Source organism: Mucilaginibacter sp. (assembly GCF_039207105.1).
In the GTDB taxonomy this organism is placed as follows: domain Bacteria; phylum Bacteroidota; class Bacteroidia; order Sphingobacteriales; family Sphingobacteriaceae; genus Mucilaginibacter.
Window position 1 is genome coordinate 1 of sequence record NZ_JBCECK010000037.1, and the last position, 26,497, is coordinate 26,497.

Genomic DNA, 26,497 nt, shown 5'->3' on the forward strand with positions numbered 1-26,497 from the left:
ATTCTTTTACCTCGGTAAACCCCAGCTTATCAACACTATTTTTTGGGTAAAGCATTAGAACGTTTTTGTTTTTTTAACTTTTTTAAAGAATCAACCCTTTGCTGGGCTTTTGTTTCCTGCACTTTTTTTAATGAATCTGCCTTCCGGATGGCGGCAGGTTTCTGTTGTGCTTTTTTCAGTGAGTCGGCCACGTGAACGGCTTTGATCGAATCGGCTTTCATGATGGCCTTCCGTTCTTTAGCCTGTATCAGGTTAATAGAATCTGAAAGGGCCTTAATGCGGTTATCCACATCATCATATATGGCTGATATTTTTTCGGGCTCGGTTGAATAGTAATTCATACTTTTCCTGAAAGCGGCCGAATCGGTATGGAATCGTTCAAACGCGGCCAGGTAGTTGCCCATGCCGTATTTATAAATGGTATCGGGTACCTGACTGGTGTTGGCCAGCCGGCCATCTATCAGGTGTATCTCGGTCAGTAAACCGGCCATCGTTTTAGGCTGGATAATGTCGCCCGGCACCGTATCGCTTTTACAAGAACACCAAAAAAGTGTTACTGAAAAAAACAAGATTAAATATTTATGCATTCTGTAATTTAGCGGCTAATTAAATAGGCAAACGAGCCTCTCCCAGCCCTCTCCAAAAGAGAGGGTTCAAAAATAGCTATTTTAAAGTCCTCTCCTTTGGAGAGGATTTAGGTGAGGCTCCTTTTACAATACAAATTTACGCATAAATGAGCATTGCAGACAATATCAAGAGTTTAAAAGTACAAACAGGCCCGGGAGTAACCCTGCTGGCAGTATCAAAAACAAAACCGGCAGCCGACCTGCAGGAGGCCTATGATGCCGGACAGCGCCTTTTTGGCGAGAATACTGTGCAGGAAATGGTGGAGAAATATGAGCAGCTGCCTAAGGATATTGAGTGGCACCTGATAGGGCACCTGCAAACCAACAAGGTAAAATATATTGCTCCTTTTGTGAGCATGATACAATCTGTAGATAGCCTTAAACTACTGCACGAGATCAACAAACATGCTGAAAAATCCGGTAGGGTAATTGACTGTCTGCTGCAGATTTATATTGCCGACGAGGAAACGAAGTTTGGTCTCGGCTTTGACGAGGCTATTGAACTGCTGCGGTCAGACGAGTTTGTGATGTTTAAAAATGTGCACATCCGCGGATTGATGGGTATTGCCACCAATACCGACAACGAAAAGCAGATCAAAGAAGAATATTACGAACTAAAGACATTTTTTGATGGCATTAAGCAAAGCTATTTCCGGAAGATAGATACTTTTGATACCCTGTCGATGGGTATGTCGTCGGATTATAAACTGGCTATTGAGCAAGGCAGCAACATGGTACGCGTAGGCAGTACCATATTTGGCAGCAGGGTTATTAAGCACTGGAAAAATAATTGAGTTGAGGAGCGGGGTTGCCGGTGCGGGGTGCGGGGATTGATTTCGGATTTAATTAGAATTTAGAACTTAGTTTTTAGAATTTATTATCCCCGATTTAGGATTTATTTTTTAGAGTTTAGAATTTAAAAAATACCGCTGCAAGGCCCAATGAACTAATGAGAACAACTGAACTAATGAACATTAATATAAGAATTGCCCGCCGGGAAGATTGCCCGCGTTTAATGGAACTGGTGCATGAGCTTGCACTTTATGAAAAGGCTCCCGAAGAAGTAACCGTTACCCTTGAGGCCTTTGAGGATGCGGGCTTTGGCCCTAAGCCTGTTTGGAAAGCCTTTGTTGCCGAGATTGACGGGCAAATTGCCGGCTTTGCTATCTATTACGTCCGCTACTCTACCTGGAAAGGCTGCCGCCTGTACCTGGAAGACCTGATTGTTACCGAAGAGCACCGTGGCAAGGGCCTGGGTAAACTGCTGTTTAATCAACTTATTGCCGAAGCCCGGGAACTGGGTTACAGCGGCATGGTATGGCAGGTATTGGACTGGAACGAGCCCGCCCTTAACTTTTATAAAAAATACGAAGCTAATATTGAGCCGGGATGGCTTAACGCATCATTGTCAAAAGAACAGCTTTTAAATTATTAAAACTATGAAAACCACCTACCTCATCTGTTTTATTGCTTTAAGTTTTACAGTTGCATCATGCCAATGGGGCGTACCTAAAAAGGCCGCTGAAGCTACGACTGAACACGATACGCTGGCATATACCTATAAAAGTGTGCATGAACGCGCGGCCGACTGCGGCAATAAACCTGATAGCGGTTGTACCGTGGTTAAAATAAAATACCCGGTTTTTACCGGTCAGCAAAAGCTGAATGACTCGGTAGTGCGCAACCTTACCAGCCTGTTTGCTATGGATGGCAGGCGTGATACCAGTATTGAACTCATGACCAAAAACTTTTTAAAATCATACACTGATTTTAAAAAGACCGATCCGCGGTCGGCCATGTATTTTGATCTGGATCTGTATGCTACCGTTTTGTTTCAGGATTCGAGCCTTACTGCGCTTGGTGTGGGTGGTTATACTTTTCAGGGTGGGGCGCATGGGTCGTCGGCAACGTTTTTTATTAACTGGGATACCAAGGCCAACAAAAATATCAGGCTTGATGATCTGTTTAAACCTGATTACCACGACCAGCTAAAAGCCATTGCCGAAAAATTATTCAGAAAATCTGAAAAGCTGAACGATACGGCATCGCTGGCCAGAGATTACTTTTTCAAGGATAATAAATTCGCCCTGAATGATAATTTTTCGGTTACGCCAACAGGCCTTAAATTTGTATATAACCAGTACGAAATTAAGCCTTACGCGGCTGGCATTACAACGCTGGTTATCCCCTATTCACCTATAAAATCATTACTGCGGCCTAATACGGTTGTGGCCAAATACATTAAATAAATGTTTGTTTTTAAATTCGGAGGCGCATCTGTTAAGGATGCCAGTGGTATCATTAACCTGGCCAGTGTTGTTAAAAAATATACCGGCAATCAACTGCTTATCGTGGTATCGGCAATGGGCAAAACCACCAATGCGCTGGAAACCCTCACCCGTGCCTATGTTGACCAGACCGACAATATGCACCTTATTTATGATGGTATTAAACAGTACCATTTTGATATTTTGGAAGAACTTTTTGATCCCAAGCACCCGGTTTTTGATGATATAGCCAACACCTTTGTGGAAATTGACTGGATGATTGAGGATGAACCGCATGATGATTACGATTTTATTTACGATCAGCTGGTATCTATCGGCGAACTGGTATCAAGCCGCATTGTGAGCGCCTATCTGGCTAAAGAAGGTGTAACCAACCAATGGCTTGATGTGCGCGGCTATATCCATACCGATAATACCTACCGCGAGGGCGTGGTGCAATGGGATAAAACACGCGATAGCATCAGCAAAGGCATTCCTCTCCTGCTTGAAAAAGGTGTTGTAGTAACACAGGGCTTTTTGGGAGGTACCTCAGAAAATTTCACCACCACGCTTGGTCGCGAGGGGTCTGATTATACCGCCTCGATATTCGCGGCCTGCTTGGGCGCCGAATCGGTTACTACCTGGAAAGATGTACCCGGCATACTCAACGCCGACCCTAAGCTTTTTGCCGATACCGTAAAGTTTGATGAGCTATCCTACTCAGAAGCCATCGAGATGACGTACTATGGAGCCAGCGTTATCCACCCCAAAACTATTAAGCCGCTGCAAAATACCCATATTCCGCTGCTGGTTAAGCCCTTTACCGATCCATCGGCCAGCGGCACCGTTATTAAGGAAAATGGTGTAAACCGTTTTGAAAAGCCGGTGATCATCATGAAACAGAACCAGGTGTTGCTTTCGGTATCATCTAAAGATTATTCCTTTATTACCGAAAACCACCTGAGCGATATTTTTAAACTGTTTGCCCAGAACCAGGTAAAAATAAACGTGATGCAAACATCGGCCCTGAGCTTTTCGGTTTGTTTCGATTTTTATGAGGAACGTTTTGAAAAACTATTACAGACCTTGCAGCAGGATTTTAAAGTAAAATACAATACAGGCCTATCACTCATTACCATCAGGCACCATGCGGATGGTGCAGTTAAAGAGTTGGTAGCCGGCAAAACTGTACTGTTAGAACAGATCAGCCGGAATACGGCGCAGGTGGTGGTGAGATAAGATTCACACTTAACGTCATGCCGAAACAAGTTCGGCATGACGTTAATAGAGGTTTATTAGTCACAAACCTCCTTTCTATTCCCCATTTTAGCCCTAATCTGTTATATTTGGGGATGAACGTTATCAAAACCATCAAGGATGCAATAACTATCGGGCTTGGGATACTATCAGCCGGGTTCGGGCTGAAGGGTTTTTTGCTGTCAAGCCATTTTATTGACGGCGGTGCCACCGGTATAGCCATGCTGGTTTCTGATATCAGCAACCTATCTATCTCCATTTTAATATTTGTTATCAATGTGCCGTTCCTTTGGCTGGGTTATAAAAAGCTGGGGCTGCAGTTTGCTATAAAAAGTACTATCGCTATTTTCCTGCTGGCGGTAAGTTTGGTGATCATCAAGTTTCCGGATGTTACGCATGACAAATTGCTGACCGCCGTTTTCGGCGGCGTGTTTATCGGTACGGGCAGCGGTTTGGCCATGCGCGGCGGCGCTGTTATTGACGGTACCGAAATTGCCGCCGTTCTCGTAAGCAAAAAAACACAGATACTCAAAGTAAGCGATTTTATCCTGATCCTGAACGTATTGATATTTAGTCTGGCAGCGTTCTTTTTGGGTGTTGAACCGGCCATGTACTCTATACTTACCTATATGGCTGCTGCCAAAATGATCGATTTTATTTTGAATGGTATTGAGCAGTATTCGGGTATTACAGTGATATCAACGCACAGCGAGGCTATCCGCAAGGCCATTACCGAAACCTTGGGCCGAGGTGTTACCATTTACCAGGGCAAAAGCGGTTACGGAAAAGATGGACATATTAATGATCCGCGGGATATTGTTTTTACGGTGGCTACCCGTTTGGAGATTCCCTCGCTTAAACAAACTATCCTGGGTATTGATCCTAAGGCATTCATTGTGCAGCAAAGTATTGATGATACTACCGGCGGCCTGCTGAAACGTAAGGGTTTGCACTAAGGCAGAAGCCGAAAGCTAACCCCAACCAATAAACAAAACGTAAGTTATTTTTGAACTTTTTGCTTTTAGCCTTCCGCTTTTAGCTGAAAAAGTATTTCCTTTGCCGCCTGAACCAAATCACTATATGAAAAAAATCTTTACTACAATTATTATTGTTCTTGGAGTTTATTCTGCATCATTTGCACAACAGCAAAAAGGTGATGTTGAACTGGGTATCAATACCGGCCTTAACTCTTCTACCGTATTCAACGATGGTTACGGAAATTCCTCGTATCGTACCGGTTTCAATTTTGGACTTGCTGCCGATCTTTATTTCTCAAACAGATGGAGTATTAAAGGGAAATTCATTTATGACCAGAAAGGTTGGAACAGTGGTGTCTTCATTGAAAAGAATGGAGTAGCCACCCTCACCAACTACCATTTAAACTATTTAACTGTTCCGGTAATGGCAAACTGGCACTTCGGTAAAACACGCAATTGGTATTTAAATTTTGGCCCTTATGCAGGTTTTTTAACTGATGCCAATGAAACCGCCTTTAACAATAGTTTAAAGCCTTTTTTTAAAAGTACAGATTTTGGAATCGCATTGGGAATTGGGGTCAAGATCCCATTATCTGACAAGGTAAAACTTAACCTTGAATATGAAGGACAGGGTGGCATTTCAGATTTAGGAAATGAGTATTCCGGATCAGCCATCCGCAATAGTCGCGGAAGTTTAAATGTTGGATTTAACTTTATGCTGAAGTAAATTGACGAAAAGTACTAAAAACAAACAAAGCCGGGCATGCCCGGCTTTGTTTGTTTTATATAAAAAGCTTTTCGCTTTTAGCCTCTTGCTTTGAGCATTCAGCTATAAAACCCCTATCGGGTGCTTGTGCTCATCAATGGCGACAAAGGTGAATGTACCGGTGATGGCCTTTTCGCGCACAAAGGAGTACATCTCTTCAATATAAATTTCAACCTGCACCTTTAAACTGGTATTACCAATGTGCGATACCGTACCGATCAACTCAATAATTGTACCTGCGGGGATAGACTTTTTAAAGTCGATCTTGTCTGATGATACCGTTACCATTCGTTTACGGGTAAAACGGGTAGCAGCAATAAATGCCACCTCATCCATCATGGCCATAGCCGATCCGCCGAACAGCGTGTCGTAATGATTGGTATTATTAGGGAATACGGTTTTAAATATCCGTGTTTCGGATGCTTTTATTCTTTCTTCTGTGGTCATGATTTTAGATAATAGATAACTTAAACCTGCCATCCTGAACGATGGCGAAGGATCTGCTCATCAGCATGTAAGTTCAAGAATAGATTCTTCGCTATCGCTCAGAATGACAAATTATTTAATGAGCCCTCTCCTTTGGAGAGGGTTGGGTGAGACTCTTACTTCGTTCGCAATGACGTGCGATATAAATAATATATTTTTGTGTTATTACCCTCTCAGCTTGCCCCATTTCAGCAGGGTGGCGCCCCATGAAAAACCGGCTCCGAAGGCGGTTAGTATCATGTTGTCGTTTTCTTTAAAGTCGTTTTTAAAGTCCCAAAGGCAAAGTGGTATGGTGGCGGCAGTGGTGTTGCCGTAACGGTCGATATTTATTTTTACGCGCTCGGCTGGCAAACCTAAATGGTCGCCTACAGAATGTATTATGCGGTAATTGGCCTGGTGCGGTATCAGCCAGTCAATATCATTAATGGTCAAATCGTTACGCTCCAGTATAGCTTTGCAAGTATCTGTCATTCCGTTAATAGCGGCTTTAAAAACCACTCGTCCATCCTGATGAATAAAATGCTTATTATCAGCAACACTTTCGGGTGTAGCAGGAATTTTAGATCCGCCTGCCGGAACCAACAGATGCTCGCGGCCTTTACCTTCAGTTCTGAAAACGCTGTCAATCAAGCCTTCGCCATCGGCACCTGGTTCAATTAACACGGCTCCGGCTCCATCGCCAAAAAGTATACAGGTGTTACGATCCTTATAGTTAATGATAGCGCTGTTTTGATCGGCACCAACAACAATAACCTTTTTATAACGGCCGCCTTCAATTAAGCTGGCGCCCATAGTAAAGGCATATAAAAAACCACTGCAGGCAGCATTAACATCAGTTGCCCAGGCGTTGCTTAAACCGGCCTTATCACAAACAATGCTGGCGGTTGATAACAGTAAATGATCGGGGGTTGAGGTAGCGATAATTACGCAGTCAATTTCCTCTGCAGAAACTTTAGAACTCTCGAGTAAATTTTTTATGGCAAAAGTAGCCATGTCAGATGTAGCGAGCGATTTATCGGTTAAAATTCTTCTTTCCTTAATTCCGGTTCTTGATACTATCCATTCACTGTTAGTGTCAACCATCTTCTCTAAATCACTGTTACTCAGGATACTATCTGGAACATAACCACCAACACCCGTTATAACTGCGCTACTCTTTAATCTCATAAATACTAAAATTCTACAAAAAACAGGCAATTATACGGAAATTGCCTGTTTTACCCATCACGAAACTGTTGTTTCTACAACTAACTGACGAAGTTGTTTCGCTGCGCTCACCATATTTATCAACGCGATTTGGGTTTCGGGCCATTTCCGGGTCTTTAAACCACAGTCGGGATTAACCCATAAATTACCCGCCGGCAACAGGGCAGAAGCTTTTTCAATCAGGCTCACCATTTCATCAACGGTTGGTACCCGCGGCGAGTGGATATCATAAACACCAGGGCCAATTTCGTTGGGATATTTAAAATTGGCAAAGGCCGCCAGCAGCTCCATTTGTGATCGTGAAGTTTCAATCGTGATCACATCGGCATCCATATCGGCAATGTTGCCAATAATATCATTAAATTCACTGTAACACATGTGGGTATGTATCTGCGTTTCGTCGCGCACGCCACTGGCCGATATCCTGAAGGCCCGCACCGCCCAGTTCAGGTATGCCTGCCAATCGCTTTTGCGCAACGGCAAACCCTCGCGTATGGCGGGTTCATCAATCTGTATCACCTTGATACCAGCCTGCTCCAACGCCACCACCTCATCGCGGATGGCAAGGGCTATCTGATAGGTAGTTTCTGACCGGGGCTGATCATCGCGCACAAATGACCATTGCAATATAGTTACCGGGCCGGTAAGCATACCTTTCATCAGCCTATCCGTATTAGCCTGAGCAAAGGCGCTCCAACGTACCGTCATATCTGCCGGGCGACTTACATCGCCATAAATTACAGGTGGTTTAACACAGCGGCTGCCATAGCTTTGCACCCAGCCGTTTTTAGTGAACAGGAAACCATCCAAACGTTCGCCAAAGTATTCCACCATGTCGTTACGTTCAAATTCGCCATGTACCAGCACATCCAGGCCAATCTCTTCCTGCCAGCGAATGGCATCAATAGTGGCTTTCTCAATCTGTTCGTCATATTGGGCCGGGCTTAACTCACCTTTTTTCAGGCGTGACCTTAGCAAGCGTATATCATCTGTTTGCGGGAATGATCCTATGGTAGTTGTAGGGTACAGGGGTAACTGAAAGCGTTGCTGCTGAATTTTTTGACGAGTGGCAAAAGCGCTCACGCGCCTGGCATCAGCATCGGTAATGGCAGCCGTACGTTGTTTTATTTCCTGCTTGTGAATGAGTTTTGACAGGTTACGGCTTGATATAGCCTGCAGGTTGGCCTGAAGTAAAGCATTATCACCATTAATAATGTAAGCCAATTGGTTAACCTCGTTCAGCTTTTGTTTAGCAAAGGCCATCCAGTTTTTGATCTCGGGGTTGATGTCGGTTTCCAGATCAAGATCAAAAGGGGTATGCAATAATGAGCAGCTCGGCGCAATCATCACCCTATCCTCCCCAAGCGCTGCAATGGCCTTTTTCAGGTGCGATATGGATTTGATATAATCGTTTTTCCAGATGTTGCGGCCATCCACCACACCTAATGACAGACTTAAGCTGATAGGCAATAGCTCCAGCACTTCATCCAACTGTTGCGGCGCGCGTACCAGGTCGATATGCAGGGCGCTTACCGGCAGATTCACAGCCAGCTGGGTATTGGCTTGCAGGCTTTCAAAATAAGTAGTAAGCAGCAGTTTAATGCCCGGACAGTTTTTACTGATCTCTTTGTAGGCATATACATAGGCTTCTTTTTCCTGTTGATTGAGGTCAAGCGCCAGGAATGGTTCATCTATCTGTACCCATTCTGCTCCATAACCTTTTAGCCTGTTCAATATCTCCACATAAACCGGCACCAGTTTTTTGATCAGATCGATCTTGTTGAAACCTGTTTGTTTCTCTTTACCCAGTAGCAGGTAGCTTACCGGGCCTATCAGCACAGGTTTTGGTGTATTGCTTAAGTGTTGTTTGGCCAGGTTAAACTCTTCAAATATTTTTTCGGAAAATAGCTTAAACTGCTGGTTTTGTACAAACTCCGGCACAATGTAGTGGTAGTTGGTATCAAACCATTTGGTCATTTCCATAGCGGTAACATCCAGGCCATCTTTTTGATAGCCGCGCGCCATAGCAAAATACAGGTCAATTTCATTATTGGCCTTGTTTTGAGTTAACACCGGACTGTAACGCTCGGGAATAACACCAAGCAGTAATGACATATCCAGCACCTGATCATAATAACTAAAATCATTACAGGGGATCAGATCAATACCGGCATTGGCCTGGGTTTGCCAGTTGTCAATACGGATTTTGCGGGCCACAGCAAACAGCTCATCGCGGGTAATTTTGCCCGCCCAGTACTGTTCATTGGCCTTTTTGAGTTCACGGTAGGCACCCACACGAGGGTACCCGAGGTTGTTTTTGAGCATACGCATAAAACTTTTTTGGTTAAACATTAAATTGAATTAATGCTCCTTACGGTTTTCGGTATGCTTTCGGGAAATGGTAATAAAAGGCAAAAGCATAACAAACAGACAAGTAGTACCCGTGAGTTATCCTTTTTCTTTGACTACTGCTTCAAAACGCGAAAGCATTGTCTTTTATACAATAGGGCAAGTATCCTGGCTTGTAACATTGTTGCCGTCCTTCTCATTCTGTTTTGGTTTAGAATAATGGACCTTGTTAATGGCAAACAACTTGTTGCGTTACTTACAGTTGCGCGACAGCCCGTGATTTACACACGGTTCCTTTTTAATCCCCGGTTTGTTACACCGGGAAACCTCATTGCTGAAAAAAAGTAAAGAACTTTATTGGCGGTAAATATAGGGAATAGATTTTAGATGTGGGGGTGTGCGAATTTTAGATGTGCAGATTTTTTGCAGGCGTAACGACTCACCCTGGCATCGCTGCGCTTGCCATCCCTCTCTTCGCCTGTGGCGGAAAGAGGGAGTTTGGATGGTGGACATAATAAGCTGGTATCTCTTTCCCAACCCTCTTCACGGCGAAGCCGAAGAGAGGGTGCCCGAGCGTAGCAACGGGCGGGTGAGTCTTCTGCGCAGAGCCTACAATCTTTCCTTTATCTTATTTAACACCAAATCTATATCATCCAGTATCTCTTCATTTTTAAACCTGAGTATGGTAAGGTTCAGAGCTGATAATACTTCATCTCTATTCTTGTCGTATTCCATTTTGAAGTTATGCACAGGACCATCAGCTTCAACTATTAATTTAGCTTCGTGACAGTAAAAATCAGGTATGTAATATAAATTTTTATTAAAAGTTGATTTAACGCATATTGGATATTGCCTTAAAAATTTCTTTTTAAAAAGGCCTCTGTTTCTCAAATGCTCCCATAAAATTTTCTCGGCAGGTGTTGCTCGTTGCCGCAGTTCACGACACAGATCTATAATAGATGGCATCAATAAATATAATAAAAATCCCCTATGCTCGCACAGAACTATGAATTGTCCAAGAATCTACTCACCCTGGCATCGCTACGCTTGCCATCCCTCTCTTCGCCTGCGGCGGAAAGAGGGAGTTTGGAAAAATTTTGTCATTGCGAGAAGGAACGACGAAGCAATCGCGAACAATGACAAAATTATTGCTTCCCAACCCTCTTTACGGCGAAGTCGAAGAGAGGGTGCCCGAGCGTAGCAAAGGGCGGGTGAGTCTTCGTTACCTGACTAAAATTTCACCATTTCGTCCTTGCTGTATACAAAAAAGCCCTCTCCAAAGGAGAGGGCCGGGTAAAGCTTTTACAGCGTTTCCAGATCGCTGCTCTTAATATCAAGGGATTCTTTGGCGGTATCATCGCGGTGATAATAGCCAAACAGTTTTCTTTCTTTAATAATGGCAGCCACTTCAGGCGGTACATATTCTTCCCAGCCATCGGCCCCATGCTTGATCAGTTGCAGCACATTATCGGTATCAACATTAAGGTTGCCTTCTTTATAATGCCTGATATCCTCAATTTTGTTATTGGTGATCAGGTAACGGTACAGATCTATCAGGTGCGGCGGCGGGTAAAAACGCAGGCAATTTAAAATTACCTCGTCGCGCAGGGTTGGATAGATAAACAGCTTTACCTTACGGCTAAACAAGGTAGCAAAAGACTCCAGGATACCGCCGGGAAGGTCTTTATAATGTTCTTCCGAAAAGATGTACTCCAGGTTGGGGTAACCTAAAACCACACCCAGCTTTAGCTTGGTAATTTTTGACAAGTAGGCCACCAGCTTATAATACTCATGAAAGTTAGATATCAATACTGTTTGCCCCAGCGAACAAAGAATATCTACCCGGTCAAGAAAATCTTTTTCATCAATATCGGCGGCAGGGTCGGCATTACGCTCTTTGAGGGCTTGCAGGGTAAGCTCGGTAATTACCTCTACATTATCCTTATCAACATCGGGTTCCTGCAAAAACTGCTTAACACCGTTGTTGAGCATATCCACATGTACGTTGATCAAAGGGCGAAAACGACCGCGGATAACCACAATATGTTTTTTGTACAATACCTCTGATGGCTGCATGGCCTGACCATGCGGACCAAATAAGGCAGCGTCTGAAAAACCGTATTTCACCAGGTGAAGGCTCATTAAACGGTTATCAACCTTTTCAAAGTGAGGGCCTTCAAACCTGATCATATCTATCTGGATACGATCTCTTGACAGGTTATCCATCAGCGAAAGCAAAAATACCGGCGGCACCTCATTATAATAAAAGCAGGCATACATCAGGTTTACACCCAATATACCCACCGCCTGTTGCTGCAGGTTATTATCATTATCCAGCAGCTTTACGTGTATAACCACATCATGGTATACACCATTGGGTTCCAGTTGAAAGCGTACGCCCATCCAGCCATGACCTTCATTGGTTTTATGGTAGTTAAGTGCCGAAAACGTAGCCGAAAACGCGAAGAAAGTAGAAGTATCACCTCTGAGCTGGGCCAGCCTTTCAATGATCAGGCCGTACTCATGCTCCAACATTGACATTAAACGTTGCTCGCTCACATACCGCTTTACCTGCTGCGCGCCATATATAGCGTCGGAAAAGGTCATGTCATAAGCCGACATGGTTTTAGCTATGGTGCCCGATGACGCGCCGGCCTTAAAGAAGTTGGCGGCAACATCCTGACCTGCTCCAATTTCGGCAAATGAACCGTAAATTTTAGGATCGAGATTAATGGCAAGGGCTTTTTGTTTTGTTCCTATATATGTATTATGAATGATATCCATACACCTGGGGTTTTGTAGTTAAGTGCAAAATCAAGTTATCAACGAAAAGATGCTCAAAAGTACAATTTTTAGCGTGGTGTATAGTCAGAAAAATATAAAAAGCGTGTTAACTTTTGGTTGTGTAAACCGGTGAAGAAGCCTTTGCGGCAGGGGCACTTATAACCAGGCACTTATTGTACCGAAAATAGAATTTATAGATAAATACATGGGCTCTGCCCCTTAGGACCGTGAAGCCCTAAGGGATAGAAATCGTTAACCTTTTTTAAAATACCTGTTTTTAACAAAAGATTTGATCAGGATGCCGGCTACGCTACAGGCAACCAATAGATAAACAATTAGGATATGTTTCTGCATTTGGGTTTATAATTTCTCTAATGTAACAGGTATGGTACACAAAATGCAAGTGTTTTGAAAAATAATCTTTTTACCGGTTTGGATAAAAAGTCAGCCGAGTGTAATTTTTCGGAAAACCAGGTCAATATATTTACGATCAAAACTCCCGGCAAAATTCCAATACGTAGTATTTATTCCGGTAGACCTATTTATTTAAGATTCAATTTATATACAACTAAAAAGCACTCAATTTAAGTCTGTTTCTGGCTCAAAACGAGTTAAAACACCTCATTTTTGCATAAAAAAAGACCATTTTTAACTTAAAATCACCCACATTTTTCACACCCCTCCCTTTGAAATGTTTAACTTTGAAAAATGGAAGCCACAAAAAAAACAGAGATCAATAACGATTATTTAGACAACTTAAAAACCGAACAAACCCAATTCAGAGTAGCACCTAGCAGTGAGGGTAACTGTTGCCTGGCTTCCTATAACCGCCGCGATTTTTACAAAATCACTTTAACCACAACAGGCAGCAGTCAGCTGCTTTACGCAAACAGGGGAATCCATATTGATAAACCTGCGCTGGTATTCACCAACCCAATGGTTCCGTACTCCTGGGAAGGCGACCATGCCGGTGCTAAAGGCTATTTTTGCGTATTTACCGACAAGTTTTTGCACTCAGGCAGTCGCATGGAAAGCCTGGAAGAATCAACCCTGTTCAAGGCAGGCGGCGACCCGGTTCATTTCCTGAACGATAATCAAACTGATTACATATACGGCCTTTTTAAACGTATGCATCAAGAGCTTGACAGCGAGTACCTTTACAAATATGAACTTATCCGTAACCACCTGAACCTCATTATACATGAGGCTATTAAAATGCACCCTACGGTAGCTTATTTTACACCTCAAAACGCGGCATCGCGCATTACTAAGTTATTTTTGGCCCTGCTCGAAAAACAATTCCCGGTTGATTCTGCTCAGTATTCTCTTGTCCTCAAAAAAGCCAGTGACTATGCTGACAAGCTGGCTGTGCACGTAAATCACCTTAACGCTGCCGTTAGTGAAATAACCGGACGCTCAACCACAACACACATTAATGAACGGATACTTGCCGAGGCAAAATCATTGCTAACTCATACCAACTGGAGCGTAGCCGAAATTGCTGTCAGCCTTGGTTTCGATTATTCTTCGTATTTTAATAACTTCTTTAAAAAACATACAGGCCTTACGCCTATGGCTTTACGCAAAGCTCTTTGAAAAGTATAATTATTGCTTTGAAACGTATAATTGCCACTTAGGCTATCCTACATAACTTTGCTAAGTAAACATAAACAACAACAACATATGATACAAGCAAAAGGATACGCAGCGCAAACTGCTGAAACTGACTTAGCTCCCTGGGATTTTGAACGCCGGGAAGTTGGACCACACGATGTTCAAATAGAAATATTATTCTGCGGTGTTTGCCATTCAGATCTGCACCAGATCAAGAATGACTGGTTCCCAGGTATATTCCCTATGATACCGGGCCACGAAATTGTTGGTAAAGTAGTTAAGGTTGGTGACCACGTGAAGAAATTCAAAGTTGATGATCTGGCTGGTGTTGGCTGTATGGTGGATTCATGCCAGGTTTGCGAGAACTGTAAAGATGGCTTAGAGCAATACTGCCTGGAAGGTAACACCCAAACTTACAACAATAACGACAGAAGCGGTAACCCAACTTATGGTGGTTACTCAAACAGCATTGTAGTTCGTGAAGAGTTTGTGCTGCATGTTTCTGACAAACTGCCGCTTGCTGCTACAGCCCCACTACTTTGCGCGGGTATTACCACTTACTCACCGTTACGCCACTGGAAAGTAGGCAAAGGTCATAAACTGGCGGTTTTAGGCTTGGGTGGTTTAGGCCACATGGGCGTAAAATTTGGTGTTGCCTTCGGAGCTGATGTTACTGTATTAAGTACATCTGCCTCAAAAGAAGAAGCTGCTAAAGCTTTAGGTGCTCATCACTTTGTAGTTACATCAGATCCTGAACAAGTTGCTGCCGTTAAAGGTTCATTTGATTTTATCCTGGATACCGTATCTGCTGAGCATGACATGAATATGTATTTGTCACTGTTAAAAACAAACGGAACGCTTATCGGCGTTGGCGTACCTTCTGAGCCGTATTCTATTCAGCCGTTTTCACTTTTGGCCGGTCGTAAAAGCATGGCTGGATCAGGTATCGGAGGTATTCCCGAAACTCAGGAAATGCTTGATTTCTGCGCTGAGCACAATATCGTTTCGGATATCGAAGTTATCGACATTAAAGACATCACCGCTTCATACGAACGCATGCTGAAAGGCGATGTTCGTTACCGTTTTGTGATTGATATGGCCACGCTGTAATCTTTAAAAATCCGCTTAATTAAAAAGCTCCCGCATGCACACGGGAGCTTTTTGATTTATACTCTGCTTATATTGATATTGTTGGGGAGTTTAGGCTAAAGCCCCTGCTCTGATATCTTTATCCACCCCATAAATGGGACGGCAATGAATGAAAATATTCAAAACACCTTACATTATCATTGCCGTTGACTTTAGTCAACGGGTTTAAAATAAAAACCATTAAGGCTTTAGCCGAATAGATATTACTGATCCATCCAATCCGCCTTTAGGGTTAATTTAACCTGAGCCGGCCATTGGATAACTTCTATTTTTACAGTTGATGTTTTTTACCTACCTAACTTTTCAATGATCTCATCGGTAGTACCTACTTCGCCCAAACGCGGGAAAATATATTTGAAAGCGTTTACATGCGTATCCTCAACCAAATCGGTCATGGCGTCGCTGGCAAAGGCAATATTGTAACCCAACTCATTAGCTCCGCGTGCTGTACCCTCAACCCCTATAGCGGTAGCAATACCGGCCAGTACAATACCTGTAATACCTTTTTTCTGCAACTCAGCATGCAGTTGGGTGTTATAAAACGCGTTCCAGGTCTCTTTGGTGATACGGATATCCTCATCCAACACTTTTATTTCCGGAACAATATCAAGCGCGTTATCAGGCAAAGCACCACCGGCCGAATGTCTCTGCGCGTCTTTACGAGTCTTAGAAGCTGCTGAATCTATAGGGTTCACATTTACGATCACTACCGGCAATTGAGCCTTACGAAAAGCGGCAAGCAATTTGGCCGAGTTTTCAAGTACCGGTGCCACCGGGTGAACCAGCGGTAGCTGTACTACCATATACTGTAAATCAATTAGTACAAGAGCGGTGTTTTTATCAAGTGTAGTTATCATGGTGTATGTTTGTTTATTAAGCGAGTGTATTGATGGGCTGTTGCTCAAGCGTTGGCTGGGTGACTTTTTTAAGTTTACTTTTGCGCAAAAAGCGGAAGTGCAGTATACCGATCAGCAGGGCTACCGCGCCTTCGAGCATAACAGTATCCGGTGTACCTATCCATTGCGAAACGGCGCCAACCAGCAAACCGCCAAGAGGCTGCATACCAAAAAATGCCATAGCGTAAAAGCTGATCACCCGGCCGCGCATTTCGGGTGATACGGTGGTTTGGATCAGGGTATTACTGATGGTGATCTGCGACATCATCCCGAAACCGGTAATGGCAGCAAACACAAGCGCCAATGGGTAACTGGGCATATGCGAAAAAATGACCAGTCCACCACCAAATATCAGGGTATTAATAGCCAATATCTTTTTCAGATCATGACCAGGCTTTAACGATGCCAGGTAAATAGCGCCAGAGAATGCACCCAAACCTATTATACTATCAATAACTCCGAAGGTTGATGCCGTACCTTTAAAAATATCCTTGGCATACACCGGTATCATGGTACTGAACGGCAACACCATTAAACTGATGAGCGAAAGCATGATGATCACAAACTTGATGGACGGGGTATTGTTTATATATGCAAAACCCTCTTTTAGTTCATAGAATACGTTTTTATCATGTTTTTTTGATTCTGCCTTGGGTAAACGCATCATCAATAAAGAACCAATTACGGCGATAAAGCTCAGGGCGTTGGCGCCAAAACATACGGTATCGCCAAATTTTTCCAGTACCAGTCCGGCTATACCCGGCCCAACCAGGCGCGACAGGTTAACCATTGATGAGTTAAGCGCTAAAGCATTAGGCAGATCGGCTTTGCTATTCACCATCTCATAAACCAATGATTGCCTTGCAGGTACATCAAAGGCGTTGATCAGACCTAATACAGCGCTCAGGGCAATAATTTCCCAAACCACATAATGCCCCCAGAAAACCAAAGCGGTTAACAGTACCGCCTGTATCATGGAAGCCACCTGCGTAGCTATCATCAAATGAAAACGGTTATACCTATCGGCAGCTACGCCGCCAATAAATGAGAACAAAAACGATGGAAACATACTGGCGAATAATGACAGGCCCAGCATAAATTCTGAATGGGTTAAATCATATACTACCCAGCTTACAGCTGTTTTTTGCATCCATGTACCTACTAAGGATACGGATTGCCCGGTAAAGTACAACCGGTAATTTCTACTTTTAAAAGCGTTGAATGTACTAATATTCATTATTCACATTCCCCTATTCGCCGGGGATCAATCAAAATCAACTAATTTGGTTAATGGCCCTATGGCCTTTTTCAACAGTGCTCTTTCTTCTTCGGTACAAGTGGCGTCCAGCGCCCTGTTCAGCCACTCCTCACGTTCATAACGTACTTGGTAAAGCAACGTGCGCCCTTCATCTGATAAGGTAATGATGGCCTTGCGCTTATCGGTTTCAGATATACGCCTTTTGATCAGCCCCATCAGCAGCAGCTTATTTAAAATTTGCGACATGCTTTGCGTGGTTATTTTTTCCATCGCGGCCAGCTCATTGGGCAACAGCTCGCCATACTGATCAAGCAGGGCGATGGTTGACCGTTCGGTAAGGGATAGCTGTAGAGCTGTCGATGATTTTTTACGCATTTTTTTGGTAAGGCGGGTTACTACGGTACGTAGTTCAGAGGCCAGCAGGATATCTTTTTGCTCTGTCATATATTTATCAAGTAAACTTGTAAGTTTACCTTACAAATATAGGGATTATATTATCCTTAGAATGTCATAAAGGAAAAACCTCAGGAAAATCGCTTTTAACTTTAGTGGTTATTAGGAGGCACCTACGGAGCCGTTTGTTAATTTGTTTTCAAGCTATAAACACGCTACTCCTCCGGAGTCAAAATAACAAAGAAACGATAGCTCCAGAGGAGCAACCTGTTTATATTTTTGGGCCATAAACACGTGACGCCGCCGGAATCAAATAACAAAGACAAAACTGCTCCGGAGGAGCAACCTGTTTATAGAAGGTATAGTGGTATCTTAACGGCTCCGTAGGAGCCTCCTGTTTTAAAAGTAATTTTCCTGAAAAAACCTGCTTTACCCAAAAATTACTTAGCCATTAAATAATTATCAATCAAAAGCTTCACCTTTGTATTATAAAAATAATGGAGCCCAAACACGATATAGCAACGCTTGATGACATTAAGCTACTGGTAGATGCCTTTTATACCAAAGTGGCTGATGATGCCCTGTTGTCTCCAATTTTTGGTGAACGCCTTGGCAATCATTGGGAACCTCACCTGCAAAAAATGTATGCATTTTGGCAAACCGTTTTGCTGGAAGAATATACTTACAACGGCGCACCTTTTCCACCGCATGCTAAATTACCGGTTGATAATTCGCACTTTGAGACATGGCTTGGTCTGTTTGCCGAAACCATTGACAACCTGTTTACCGGCCCCAAAGCCGATGAGGCCAAATGGCGGGCAGGCAAAATGGCCCAGATGTTTCAGCTCAAGATAGCCCACTTCAAAAACAATCAGCTGAATATATTATAACATGCGTTGCCCGGCATAAAGGCAATTTTGTAAATTTGCACCGTGCCGCCTCCTGTTAAAAAAACTCCTGCTGTTGTTAAAGACAAAGCCTCTACTAAGCCAAAAGCCGCGGTAAAAAGAAAAACCATAGCCCAAAAGCAAAAAGAGCAAACCGCTAAAGTTTACTGGAGAATTGCCATTGCCGGTTTGCTGCTGATACTACTATCACCGTTTTATTATGGATATGTATTGAGGAGTTTTAGCGCCACCTGGCGCTGGATCATGGATATTGGGCAGGATACCAATTACCGTACTTATAAAAACTTTAACGTTCGCATCCCTTCAGGCTATACGGTTCATGGTATTGATGTATCATCGTACCAGGGTAAAATTAACTGGCAAAAAGTTAAGGCTATGGATGATGACGGGGTGCACATCACCTTCGCCTTTATAAAAGCTACCGAAGGTGTGTTAAGTATGGATCCTTACTTTCAGCGTAACTGGCGCGAGGCACCTAAGGCCGGTATAGTTTGCGGAGCATATCATTATTTTTTACCCCAAAAAAGCGGAGTTTGGCAGGCACGCTTCTTTTTACAAACCGTAAAAGTTGAAAAAGGCGACCTGCCTATGGTGGTTGATGTGGAACAGCTTTACAAAACCACACCCGAAAAAATGCGCGAACAACTAACGCTGTTTGTTGACTATATTGAAAACAAGACCGGGGTAAAACCACTTATTTATACCAACATCAGTTTTTACCAGGATTACCTGCAGGGCTACTTCGACGATTATACCTTATGGATAGCCCATTACTATCAGCCAGTGTTAAATGTGAGCAGCCATACCAACTGGCAGTTTTGGCAACACTCAGATAAGGCCCGCATTAACGGCATCAGCCAAAAGGTTGACTTCAATATTTTTAAAGGCGATAGTACCGCTTTTCAAAAACTGCTGATACCGTAAACGTTAATAAACAATTTTACTGAAAGGGATACCCACGGTTAAACCAATGGAGGTTTTATTGCCGGGCAAGTTGGTTTTGATGGTGTTACTCATATCGGCAAACAATAGCTGGCATTCAAAATTAATAGCAGGTGCGCCTTTTTTATCTATCAGCACTATAGGTATGCCCAGTATAGAATTTAGCGCATGGTAAGTGCCAAAGTTTTTCTCGACTCTGAAACTTAGCCCAACATGTGAGTTACCGGGAATGTAAACTAATTTACCGGATACCGCCGGGGTGAAAAAGTTGCGGTAATTACCAATAAAACGATCACCTTTATTTATGGTAACCGTTTCGGCTCCGTTAATAATCGAGCCTTCATTTACATCTGCCTGATAGAGGGTTCCGCTTTGTACAGTATTATTCAAAAAACCTTTGGCGTTTATGGTAAAAAATATCCTTCCGATTTTAGGACTTTCAAAAAAACGAGTATGCGTTATAAAAACCTCGAACGGATAATTGTGCCGCGACGAAACATTGGAAGCCAGATCTGTACTTACCTGAAACTTTTGCGGTATCACGGGCAAATAAACCCCAAAGGTTGTCCAGTTATCGGTGATCAGATTAAAGTTATTGCTTTGCACCAGCAGATCAGATTGCACTTCAGAAAACTTTTGAAGGTACTCCAATCGCAGGGCAGCATAAAAATCACGCCGCAGGGTATTTTTTGCTGATGCCAGGCTCTGTCCTGGGACTTCAGATTGTTTAACAGAATCGAGTACTTGTTCATAATCATTTGCCTTGGTTTTCAGTTCGGTTGCAAGGCTATGTAAAAGCGCTGCTCTTTGTGCATCCATAGCCAATTTTTGGCTGCCGCAATTGTTATAATACGTAACCGGTTTGCCCATCCAGGTTTTTTGAAGGACGAAACCCAGTTGATTATTGACATACTTATTAGAAAACCTGCTGGCATAGGTATTGGCAATATTAACCCGGGCACCTACCACCACAAAGCTTCGCACATAGTCATCAGAATCAACAGGCTGGTGAAAATTATGACTGATAGAAAGTCGCCCTTCGGCAGTGTTCAGGTTCACATAATTTTTGTAGAGCGACAGATCGGTACCATCAGAAAGATAAGAGCTTACCTTGTTGTTCAGGAAAACATTCATAGCCTTGTTTGATATCAACATCCCCTTACCCGTGTTGCAGGAGGTGCCGCTAACTTTAGCATTTACTTCTTTTAACTCGGTAATAATATGCTCCTGGGTTTGGGCGTGGGTTAACATGACCGTAAAGCCAAGTATCAGCATAAAGCATACTCTTCCCCACCAATATTTGCAGTGTAAGTTTTGGCTTGCTATTAAACTATCACTTTGTTCAGCCCCCATTGCTCTAAAATTGGATTTGTAAAAACCCTCATACTGTCGGCATCAAGCAGTTTGTTGCGCGCGGCTATCCATGAATCAACAGCTGCACCGTACATAGCTGTCATCCGCTCCGGCGACAGTTCATTTACCTTGCCCCAATGAAAGGTAAAGGGGATCTGCTCGTCCTCTAATTTTTTCCATACTTTGGTATAAAAAGTATAGGTTTTATCAGAAAAAGCCGCATCAAGCTCCATTACGCAAGTATGTTCAAAACGGGTAAACCCAAGCGTTGCCTTAGTCTGCTTCACATACCTGAACGAGAACAAACCCGCAAAAGGCCCTATAGATTTATTGATGCTTACCATCAGGTCGGCCACACGCGTACTAAACTCAATTGGAAAACCGACCGCGGCACTCAGTAACTTACCGCGCAGGGTGGTATTGCTAAAAATCTCATTCAGGGTGCCAAACTGTTTTTCGTAAAGCGTAAGGCTGGCTCCAAGTACTTTGGTAACCAGCGTGGGTACTATGGCAGGCAGGGCGTCGGTTATTGTTCCTATAAAACAGGGTGCATCATCTCCGGGGCCAATGCCATTGGGATTATCAACAGGGGGTTTATAGCCCGCCGCAAAGGGCCGTTTGTACATGGTAGTAACATATGCACCCTTATCCATATCATAAGGGTTAAGCAAAACCGCAAAATGGTAAGGACGTTCTGTACCGCCGGGTAAATGAGCGTTGCTAAAATCAAGCGTATTCATGATGTTCCTGAGCGAATCATCATAAGGTATGCGCTGCATATAGGCCTCCAGCAAAAACACATCTTCGGTTTCGATCATTACCCCGTGAATAATCCCAAAACTGCCGAAACTGATGAGCACTGCATTAAACAGGTCGTCATCCTGTACCAACTCCGTTTTCAGGTGCTCAATAAACAGGGCCGATACTACGGGAGCCGATGCCCTTTCAAGCCAGATATGCTTATCTGGGCCTGTAATTAAGTGTATACCTACTACGTAATCCTGCACCGCGCCAACATCAAATGCCGAGCCGTGCGCACCCGTACCCATAGCTCCCGCAATGGTTTGACCACTGCTTGCCCCCGAGGCTTTTAACGATTGGTTCTTGGTTCGTAGATATTTCCCCAGCTCCCAGATACCCGTTCCGCTTTGTGCAAAAAGCAGGTGCCGTGGTGTACCTGTGTATGCGGCAGACACGCTGCCTTCCGTAATATCAAACACAGTATTGAGCGGCTTGGTGTCCAGCATAATGCCATCCTGCACAGTGGCTATCTTTGTCCATGACCAGCCGGCGCCTAATGCCCTCAGCGGTACATTTGTGGTAATGGCTTTGCTTATCAGGTCCTGGATACCTTTGGTACTGTCATTGTAGCCTTCAAGAGCATCCAGGGCATCCGCATTACCCAGTACATACATATCATTAATATTCTCCACAAATATTTCATGCCGGTTTTCCCAGGTCTTGTTGCCTGTTTTAATAACTTTCATTTGCTTGCAGTTTAAAGTTTCCCTACTTTTTGGCAAGGCTTGCCACACTTCCACTCTATACGGGTTGGACTCCAGATGCCCAGGGTAACCACCGTGATCAGCGAATAACCAAAGTTGTTCTTCACCGTTACCTCGGCCATGCCGTTTACACCTAAGGAATCGCAAATGGGCGTAGTTACCCGCTTAGGGTTTTGTACCAATCCCCAGAAAAAAGAGTTTACAGTTTTGCCTGACACTTCGGTTCCGGGCTGTGCGCTGGTTGCAACACGAGTGGTATAACAACTGCTAAAGGTTAGCGTGATGGTTGTTGCCAGCAAAAGTTTACGGCAATAAGCTTTAAAGGAGTAATGCGGTGAAATCATAAGGCTTAATGATTAAAGGGGTACAACCTGAATTACATACAATAAAGATACATAATTAACTGATTTACAAATCGGTAAAACCACCTGATTTTTATACGTGATTTTACGTAATTTGAAGGCCATTACTTAATTAGGCTGTAACGATTGCTTACGCCAAACGTCATTCAAAATAAAAAGATGAGATCACAATTACACCATTGCCTTATGGTTATTGCATTTACAATAACCGGTACCCTTGTAAACAAAAACGCCTGCGCGCAAAACACTCAAAAACATTTTGATCAGCAACTGTACAATACCATTTTACACATGGACAGTGTTTGCTTTGATGCCTTTAATGCTCATGATATGGAGAGGCTGAAAAAAGTATTTGCCGATAACGTGGAGTTTTATCATGACCTCGGAGGCCTTACCTACTACGACCAAACCATGCAAAACTTTGAAAAGATGTTTGCGCAAAACAAAAACACCGGGATGAGAAGAGATTTGGTAAAGGGCAGCCTGGAAGTTTACCCAATTAAAGATTTTGGCGCTATTGAAGTGGGTGTACATAAATTTACCCATACAGAAAACGGCAAAGAAGAAGTTGGCCTTTTAAAATTTCTGCACGTATGGCAATACAAAAACAACGAGTGGAAAATTACCCGGGTAATCAGTTATGATCATTGAGTTGTTTGAAATAAAAAGGCCTTCCCAATCGGAAGGCCTTGCTTATGTTTATGAAGAAAAAAGCTTAATCCACTTTATTAAGCCTGCCTGAGCCTGTATGCTTGTCTGCGGCTACGGTAGCGCCGCCAGAGTAATCTACCCCTCCCGAACCGGTTATGTGCGAAGAGATGCTTTTAGTCGCGCGAATGGTTATGCCTCCCGAGCCGGTTACATTTGCTGATACTGTTTGTACGGTTAGTGATTTACCTTCAATATTGCCCGATCCTGATATGCGCAGGTTAGCCTCATCAGCACTTCCTTTAAGATCAATACCACCCGAACCACTAAGCCTTGATTCTAATGAACCGGCTTTTACTGCGGCTTTCATATTACCCGAGCCACTCAGTATTACCTGAACATTTTGACCTGTAAGCACACCATCAAGATCAAGGCTGCCTGAACCGCTATTGGCAAGTGCTTCCAACGATTTCGCGGTTACATATATTTCACCGCGTTTGATGTTGCGGTGTTTGAATGAAAAATTATTTTTAAAACCGATTTTCAATGTTCCACCCACTACTTCTGTTCTTACATCGTTTATTACATCTTCATCAATGTCAAGTTTGATGCTTTCGGTTCCGTCAATTTTTACGTGTACATTGAACGGGCCTCCCGAGTCAATACTGTTAAAGCCAGACACAGACCTGCTTTGTCCACCCTGTGCATAGGTAACGGAGGTAGTCAGCGCTAAAGCCGACACAAATAATATAAAGGTTCTTCTTTTCATAATCAGATCGTTTTTTTTGAATTAGACGCAGCATAAAAGTAAATAGTTGCACTAAAAGCGTTTTTTCTTTTCAACGCAAGGTTTTAGTATTACTTTGGGTGATGTTATGTACTGTTGAATAATAACCAGCGTTAACAGCTAAAGTTTTATAAATCAAGTGCCTGAGCAATTTAATCACTTTAACAAAACACGTTTAGCCCCTACCCCCAGCGGCTTTTTGCATTTGGGCAATGTGTTGTCATTTGCTATCACCGCAGCTCTGGCTCAAAAAAGCGGTGCTAAACTATTTTTGCGTATTGATGATATGGACCGTGCAAGGGCAGAACAACGGTACATTCAGGACATCTTTGACACCCTGAATTTTCTGGAAATCCCCTGGCATGAGGGACCGAGCAACGTTCAGGAATTTAATGATAGTTATTCGCAAATACACAGGTTGCCCCTTTATCACAAGGCCCTTGAACAACTCGTTCATAAAGGACTTGTTTTTGCCTGTACCTGCTCACGCAAACAGTTAAATGAAAATACCTGTACCTGTTTTGAAAAAAAAATTTCGCTTACTGCCAGTGACGCTAACTGGCGGCTGCGAACCAATAACAGCCATGAACTGGCTATTAAAAACTATAATGGTTCCGTAACCCCGGCCGCTTTACCGGCAGATATGCACAACTTTATTATCCGTAAAAAAGATGGTTTCCCGGCATACCAGCTTACGTCGGTAGTTGATGATCTATTTTACGGGGTTGATCTGGTAGTTCGGGGACAAGATTTATGGCCATCAACACTGGCACAACAAGAACTGGCTATGGTATTAGGTGAAAATGAATTTCTAAATACCACTTTTTATCATCATACCCTGCTTACTAATGAGACTAATGAAAAACTTTCCAAATCGGCCGGGGCAACATCCGTTCGCTATTTGCGCGAAAGCGGTAAGACCCCGGCCGATATATATAGGCTGATCGCAGGCATGCTGGGGATCCAAACACCTATCGGAAACTTTATGCAATTGGCCGATGCCTGGCTTGATCAACAAAAATCCGTTTAATGCGATGCTGAACCATAAAACGAATCACCGCGGCCGCCTGAAAAGTTTTCAAAGCTTTCCGGGCCGGATGAAGACCGGATCATTTCAGAAACATAAAAATCATTTTGATAGGCTACAAACTGCGGAACGTTGTTTTTAAGGGTATACACCGTTAAATAACTTTTGAAAAACAAGGGGCTGTTCTCTTTATTAAACTTAGCCACCTTGGCGGTAAGCCCCAGGGCTCCGTACGAAGGGAATTTAGTTTTTACAAAAAGGCTATCAGGAACAGATTGAAAGGAACGATCGTTGATTCGCTCTATGGTCTTACTAAACTGCGAATGCGGAGGTAAAAAAGCCACATTTTTGGGCAAGGTAGCCTGAGCAACAATACTGGCATCAGAATAGCGGTAACCTTTTCCTACCGATACGCCAGAAACATCACCGCTGATCTGGACGGCATTATCACCATAACTATAACTCTTATCATCCAGAATCATGGCCGAGCGCTCCCAATCAATATATAAAGGCTCATTTAGTTTATTGTAAATACTTAACTGGATAGGCGCGTTTTTACCCGCAAAGGAATACTGAATTTTGACTGAATCATTCTCCAGCTTGAACATGCCTGTTTTTTCGTCATGCGCGGAATTTGTACTGCTCAGGGTACTCATTTGATAGGTGCTGCAGGCCGACAGCAGAGCTATTGCTGCCAAAGGGATGATAAGTAGCTTTTTCATTGGTTAAAGGTTAAGTAGTGGTTGGTTTTTGAGTGTTCGACTTTAATAACTTATCATCGTTTAATGCAGTTGATCAGCGTAATATGAATTTTACAATAGTCGTTTCACAACAAATGCCACAGATGTTGTATCTGCAGCATTTGCTTTCTAAATAACAGTTGAAGAATGTACTTCTTGTTATACTAATATTAAGAAATAATTATTGACAATATGCT

26 protein-coding genes and 1 riboswitch are annotated in these 26,497 nt (G+C 43.2%); of the genes, 12 read left to right on the top strand and 14 right to left on the bottom strand.

The window, feature by feature from the left end; translation table 11 throughout:
- Window positions 1–35: 35 nt before the first annotated feature.
- Window positions 36–587 (bottom strand): DUF4296 domain-containing protein, encoded by a 552-nt coding sequence (locus AAGC65_RS09985; RefSeq protein ID WP_343112300.1) that lies wholly within the window; start codon window positions 585–587, stop codon window positions 36–38.
- 146 nt (window positions 588–733) lie between these two features.
- Between AAGC65_RS09985 and AAGC65_RS09990 the strand changes: the two genes are divergently transcribed.
- The 6 genes from AAGC65_RS09990 (at window position 734) to AAGC65_RS10015 (ending at window position 5,854) form a co-directional block, all read left to right on the top strand.
- A complete protein-coding gene (locus tag AAGC65_RS09990) occupies window positions 734–1,420 on the top strand; it encodes a YggS family pyridoxal phosphate-dependent enzyme (RefSeq protein WP_343112301.1) in 687 nt (228 codons plus the stop codon).
- Between the two features lie 173 nt (window positions 1,421–1,593).
- Window positions 1,594–2,061 (top strand): GNAT family N-acetyltransferase, encoded by a 468-nt coding sequence (locus AAGC65_RS09995; RefSeq protein WP_343112302.1) that lies wholly within the window; start codon window positions 1,594–1,596, stop codon window positions 2,059–2,061.
- A 4-nt stretch (window positions 2,062–2,065) separates the two neighbouring features.
- Window positions 2,066–2,875 carry a DUF3298 domain-containing protein gene (locus AAGC65_RS10000; RefSeq protein WP_343112303.1) on the top strand — a complete coding sequence of 270 codons (810 nt, stop codon included), beginning with the start codon at window positions 2,066–2,068 and terminating at the stop codon, window positions 2,873–2,875.
- Complete coding sequence (locus tag AAGC65_RS10005; RefSeq protein ID WP_343112304.1) at window positions 2,876–4,132, top strand: aspartate kinase; 1,257 nt, start codon at window positions 2,876–2,878, stop codon at window positions 4,130–4,132. It begins immediately after the preceding gene.
- Between the two features lie 113 nt (window positions 4,133–4,245).
- Window positions 4,246–5,106, top strand: a complete 861-nt coding sequence (locus tag AAGC65_RS10010; protein WP_343112305.1) for a YitT family protein — start codon at window positions 4,246–4,248, stop codon at window positions 5,104–5,106.
- A 124-nt stretch (window positions 5,107–5,230) separates the two neighbouring features.
- On the top strand, window positions 5,231–5,854 hold the full coding sequence (locus AAGC65_RS10015) for a porin family protein (protein ID WP_343112306.1): 624 nt from the start codon (window positions 5,231–5,233) through the stop codon (window positions 5,852–5,854).
- 102 nt (window positions 5,855–5,956) lie between these two features.
- Here the strand turns inward: AAGC65_RS10015 and AAGC65_RS10020 are convergent, their stop codons facing one another.
- The 5 genes from AAGC65_RS10020 to AAGC65_RS10040 form a co-directional block, all read right to left on the bottom strand.
- Complete coding sequence (locus AAGC65_RS10020) at window positions 5,957–6,340, bottom strand: acyl-CoA thioesterase (RefSeq protein ID WP_343112307.1); 384 nt, start codon at window positions 6,338–6,340, stop codon at window positions 5,957–5,959.
- 204 nt (window positions 6,341–6,544) lie between these two features.
- On the bottom strand, window positions 6,545–7,546 hold the full coding sequence (locus AAGC65_RS10025; RefSeq protein ID WP_343112308.1) for a beta-ketoacyl-ACP synthase III: 1,002 nt from the start codon (window positions 7,544–7,546) through the stop codon (window positions 6,545–6,547).
- A gap of 57 nt (window positions 7,547–7,603) precedes the next feature.
- Entirely contained in the window at window positions 7,604–9,910 is a 2,307-nt protein-coding gene (gene metE / locus AAGC65_RS10030) for a 5-methyltetrahydropteroyltriglutamate--homocysteine S-methyltransferase (RefSeq protein ID WP_343112337.1), read from the bottom strand.
- A gap of 164 nt (window positions 9,911–10,074) precedes the next feature.
- A riboswitch (cobalamin riboswitch) is annotated at window positions 10,075–10,280 on the bottom strand.
- Between the two features lie 263 nt (window positions 10,281–10,543).
- Window positions 10,544–10,900 carry an endonuclease domain-containing protein gene (locus AAGC65_RS10035; protein WP_343112309.1) on the bottom strand — a complete coding sequence of 119 codons (357 nt, stop codon included), beginning with the start codon at window positions 10,898–10,900 and terminating at the stop codon, window positions 10,544–10,546.
- Window positions 10,901–11,236: 336 nt separating this feature from the next.
- Window positions 11,237–12,718: a TonB-dependent receptor gene (locus AAGC65_RS10040; RefSeq protein WP_343112310.1), complete on the bottom strand. Its 1,482-nt coding sequence runs from the start codon at window positions 12,716–12,718 to the stop codon at window positions 11,237–11,239.
- 708 nt (window positions 12,719–13,426) lie between these two features.
- Here AAGC65_RS10040 and AAGC65_RS10045 point away from each other — a divergent pair.
- Both AAGC65_RS10045 and AAGC65_RS10050 read left to right on the top strand, forming a co-directional pair.
- Window positions 13,427–14,314 carry a helix-turn-helix domain-containing protein gene (locus tag AAGC65_RS10045; protein WP_343112311.1) on the top strand — a complete coding sequence of 296 codons (888 nt, stop codon included), beginning with the start codon at window positions 13,427–13,429 and terminating at the stop codon, window positions 14,312–14,314.
- An 87-nt stretch (window positions 14,315–14,401) separates the two neighbouring features.
- Window positions 14,402–15,442, top strand: a complete 1,041-nt coding sequence (locus AAGC65_RS10050) for an NAD(P)-dependent alcohol dehydrogenase (protein WP_343112312.1) — start codon at window positions 14,402–14,404, stop codon at window positions 15,440–15,442.
- A 326-nt stretch (window positions 15,443–15,768) separates the two neighbouring features.
- Here AAGC65_RS10050 and AAGC65_RS10055 read toward each other — a convergent pair whose 3' ends face one another.
- The 3 genes from AAGC65_RS10055 to AAGC65_RS10065 are packed head-to-tail and all read right to left on the bottom strand — an operon-like array spanning window position 15,769 to window position 18,079.
- Window positions 15,769–16,338 (bottom strand): isochorismatase family protein, encoded by a 570-nt coding sequence (locus tag AAGC65_RS10055; protein ID WP_343112313.1) that lies wholly within the window; start codon window positions 16,336–16,338, stop codon window positions 15,769–15,771.
- 16 nt (window positions 16,339–16,354) lie between these two features.
- Window positions 16,355–17,614 (bottom strand): MFS transporter, encoded by a 1,260-nt coding sequence (locus AAGC65_RS10060; RefSeq protein WP_343112314.1) that lies wholly within the window; start codon window positions 17,612–17,614, stop codon window positions 16,355–16,357.
- Window positions 17,615–17,641: 27 nt separating this feature from the next.
- The gene (locus AAGC65_RS10065; protein WP_343112315.1) at window positions 17,642–18,079 is read right to left on the bottom strand and encodes a MarR family transcriptional regulator; all 438 of its coding nucleotides are present in this window, start codon (window positions 18,077–18,079) and stop codon (window positions 17,642–17,644) included.
- 446 nt (window positions 18,080–18,525) lie between these two features.
- Between AAGC65_RS10065 and AAGC65_RS10070 the strand changes: the two genes are divergently transcribed.
- Both AAGC65_RS10070 and AAGC65_RS10075 read left to right on the top strand, forming a co-directional pair.
- Window positions 18,526–18,918, top strand: coding sequence for a group III truncated hemoglobin (locus AAGC65_RS10070; protein ID WP_343112316.1), 393 nt, complete (start codon window positions 18,526–18,528; stop codon window positions 18,916–18,918).
- Window positions 18,919–18,960: 42 nt separating this feature from the next.
- Entirely contained in the window at window positions 18,961–19,860 is a 900-nt protein-coding gene (locus tag AAGC65_RS10075; protein WP_343112317.1) for a glycoside hydrolase family 25 protein, read from the top strand.
- A gap of 3 nt (window positions 19,861–19,863) precedes the next feature.
- Here the strand turns inward: AAGC65_RS10075 and AAGC65_RS10080 are convergent, their stop codons facing one another.
- From AAGC65_RS10080 to AAGC65_RS10090, 3 genes are all read right to left on the bottom strand, one after another.
- Window positions 19,864–21,129 carry a hypothetical protein gene (locus tag AAGC65_RS10080; RefSeq protein WP_343112318.1) on the bottom strand — a complete coding sequence of 422 codons (1,266 nt, stop codon included), beginning with the start codon at window positions 21,127–21,129 and terminating at the stop codon, window positions 19,864–19,866.
- A gap of 74 nt (window positions 21,130–21,203) precedes the next feature.
- The gene (locus AAGC65_RS10085; RefSeq protein WP_343112319.1) at window positions 21,204–22,718 is read right to left on the bottom strand and encodes an FAD-binding protein; all 1,515 of its coding nucleotides are present in this window, start codon (window positions 22,716–22,718) and stop codon (window positions 21,204–21,206) included.
- Window positions 22,719–22,729: 11 nt separating this feature from the next.
- Window positions 22,730–23,080, bottom strand: coding sequence for a Bor/Iss family lipoprotein (locus tag AAGC65_RS10090; RefSeq protein WP_343112320.1), 351 nt, complete (start codon window positions 23,078–23,080; stop codon window positions 22,730–22,732).
- 177 nt (window positions 23,081–23,257) lie between these two features.
- On the opposite strand from AAGC65_RS10090, the gene AAGC65_RS10095 reads away from it, so the two are divergent.
- Entirely contained in the window at window positions 23,258–23,749 is a 492-nt protein-coding gene (locus AAGC65_RS10095) for a nuclear transport factor 2 family protein (protein WP_343112321.1), read from the top strand.
- A 64-nt stretch (window positions 23,750–23,813) separates the two neighbouring features.
- Here the strand turns inward: AAGC65_RS10095 and AAGC65_RS10100 are convergent, their stop codons facing one another.
- Complete coding sequence (locus AAGC65_RS10100) at window positions 23,814–24,515, bottom strand: head GIN domain-containing protein (RefSeq protein WP_343112322.1); 702 nt, start codon at window positions 24,513–24,515, stop codon at window positions 23,814–23,816.
- 157 nt (window positions 24,516–24,672) lie between these two features.
- Between AAGC65_RS10100 and AAGC65_RS10105 the strand changes: the two genes are divergently transcribed.
- The gene (locus AAGC65_RS10105; protein WP_343112323.1) at window positions 24,673–25,563 is read left to right on the top strand and encodes a glutamate--tRNA ligase family protein; all 891 of its coding nucleotides are present in this window, start codon (window positions 24,673–24,675) and stop codon (window positions 25,561–25,563) included.
- On the opposite strand, the gene AAGC65_RS10110 is transcribed toward AAGC65_RS10105, so the two are convergent.
- Window positions 25,560–26,282, bottom strand: coding sequence for a hypothetical protein (locus AAGC65_RS10110; protein WP_343112324.1), 723 nt, complete (start codon window positions 26,280–26,282; stop codon window positions 25,560–25,562). The two genes, AAGC65_RS10105 and AAGC65_RS10110, sit on opposite strands and share 4 nt — an antisense overlap.
- Window positions 26,283–26,497: the final 215 nt, after the last annotated feature.

Excerpts from the sequence above, each read along its gene's own strand:
- AAGC65_RS10025 (WP_343112308.1), bottom strand. The coding sequence starts at position 7,546 with ATGAGATTAAAGAGTAGCGCAGTTATAACGGGTGTTGGTGGTTATGTT.
- AAGC65_RS10050 (WP_343112312.1), top strand. The coding sequence starts at position 14,402 with ATGATACAAGCAAAAGGATACGCAGCGCAAACTGCTGAAACTGACTTA.
- AAGC65_RS10020 (WP_343112307.1), bottom strand. The coding sequence starts at position 6,340 with ATGACCACAGAAGAAAGAATAAAAGCATCCGAAACACGGATATTTAAA.
- AAGC65_RS09995 (WP_343112302.1), top strand. The coding sequence starts at position 1,594 with ATGAACATTAATATAAGAATTGCCCGCCGGGAAGATTGCCCGCGTTTA.
- AAGC65_RS10060 (WP_343112314.1), bottom strand. The coding sequence starts at position 17,614 with ATGAATATTAGTACATTCAACGCTTTTAAAAGTAGAAATTACCGGTTG.
- AAGC65_RS10065 (WP_343112315.1), bottom strand. The coding sequence starts at position 18,079 with ATGACAGAGCAAAAAGATATCCTGCTGGCCTCTGAACTACGTACCGTA.
- AAGC65_RS10010 (WP_343112305.1), top strand. The coding sequence starts at position 4,246 with ATGAACGTTATCAAAACCATCAAGGATGCAATAACTATCGGGCTTGGG.
- AAGC65_RS10035 (WP_343112309.1), bottom strand. The coding sequence starts at position 10,900 with ATGCCATCTATTATAGATCTGTGTCGTGAACTGCGGCAACGAGCAACA.
- AAGC65_RS10000 (WP_343112303.1), top strand. The coding sequence starts at position 2,066 with ATGAAAACCACCTACCTCATCTGTTTTATTGCTTTAAGTTTTACAGTT.
- AAGC65_RS10055 (WP_343112313.1), bottom strand. The coding sequence starts at position 16,338 with ATGATAACTACACTTGATAAAAACACCGCTCTTGTACTAATTGATTTA.
- AAGC65_RS10095 (WP_343112321.1), top strand. The coding sequence starts at position 23,258 with ATGAGATCACAATTACACCATTGCCTTATGGTTATTGCATTTACAATA.
- AAGC65_RS10005 (WP_343112304.1), top strand. The coding sequence starts at position 2,876 with ATGTTTGTTTTTAAATTCGGAGGCGCATCTGTTAAGGATGCCAGTGGT.
- AAGC65_RS10085 (WP_343112319.1), bottom strand. The coding sequence starts at position 22,718 with ATGAAAGTTATTAAAACAGGCAACAAGACCTGGGAAAACCGGCATGAA.
- AAGC65_RS10040 (WP_343112310.1), bottom strand. The coding sequence starts at position 12,718 with ATGGATATCATTCATAATACATATATAGGAACAAAACAAAAAGCCCTT.
- AAGC65_RS10100 (WP_343112322.1), bottom strand. The coding sequence starts at position 24,515 with ATGAAAAGAAGAACCTTTATATTATTTGTGTCGGCTTTAGCGCTGACT.
- AAGC65_RS10015 (WP_343112306.1), top strand. The coding sequence starts at position 5,231 with ATGAAAAAAATCTTTACTACAATTATTATTGTTCTTGGAGTTTATTCT.
- AAGC65_RS10045 (WP_343112311.1), top strand. The coding sequence starts at position 13,427 with ATGGAAGCCACAAAAAAAACAGAGATCAATAACGATTATTTAGACAAC.
- AAGC65_RS10110 (WP_343112324.1), bottom strand. The coding sequence starts at position 26,282 with ATGAAAAAGCTACTTATCATCCCTTTGGCAGCAATAGCTCTGCTGTCG.
- AAGC65_RS10080 (WP_343112318.1), bottom strand. The coding sequence starts at position 21,129 with ATGTTAACCCACGCCCAAACCCAGGAGCATATTATTACCGAGTTAAAA.
- metE (WP_343112337.1), bottom strand. The coding sequence starts at position 9,910 with ATGCTCAAAAACAACCTCGGGTACCCTCGTGTGGGTGCCTACCGTGAA.
- AAGC65_RS09985 (WP_343112300.1), bottom strand. The coding sequence starts at position 587 with ATGCATAAATATTTAATCTTGTTTTTTTCAGTAACACTTTTTTGGTGT.
- AAGC65_RS10090 (WP_343112320.1), bottom strand. The coding sequence starts at position 23,080 with ATGATTTCACCGCATTACTCCTTTAAAGCTTATTGCCGTAAACTTTTG.
- AAGC65_RS10070 (WP_343112316.1), top strand. The coding sequence starts at position 18,526 with ATGGAGCCCAAACACGATATAGCAACGCTTGATGACATTAAGCTACTG.
- AAGC65_RS09990 (WP_343112301.1), top strand. The coding sequence starts at position 734 with ATGAGCATTGCAGACAATATCAAGAGTTTAAAAGTACAAACAGGCCCG.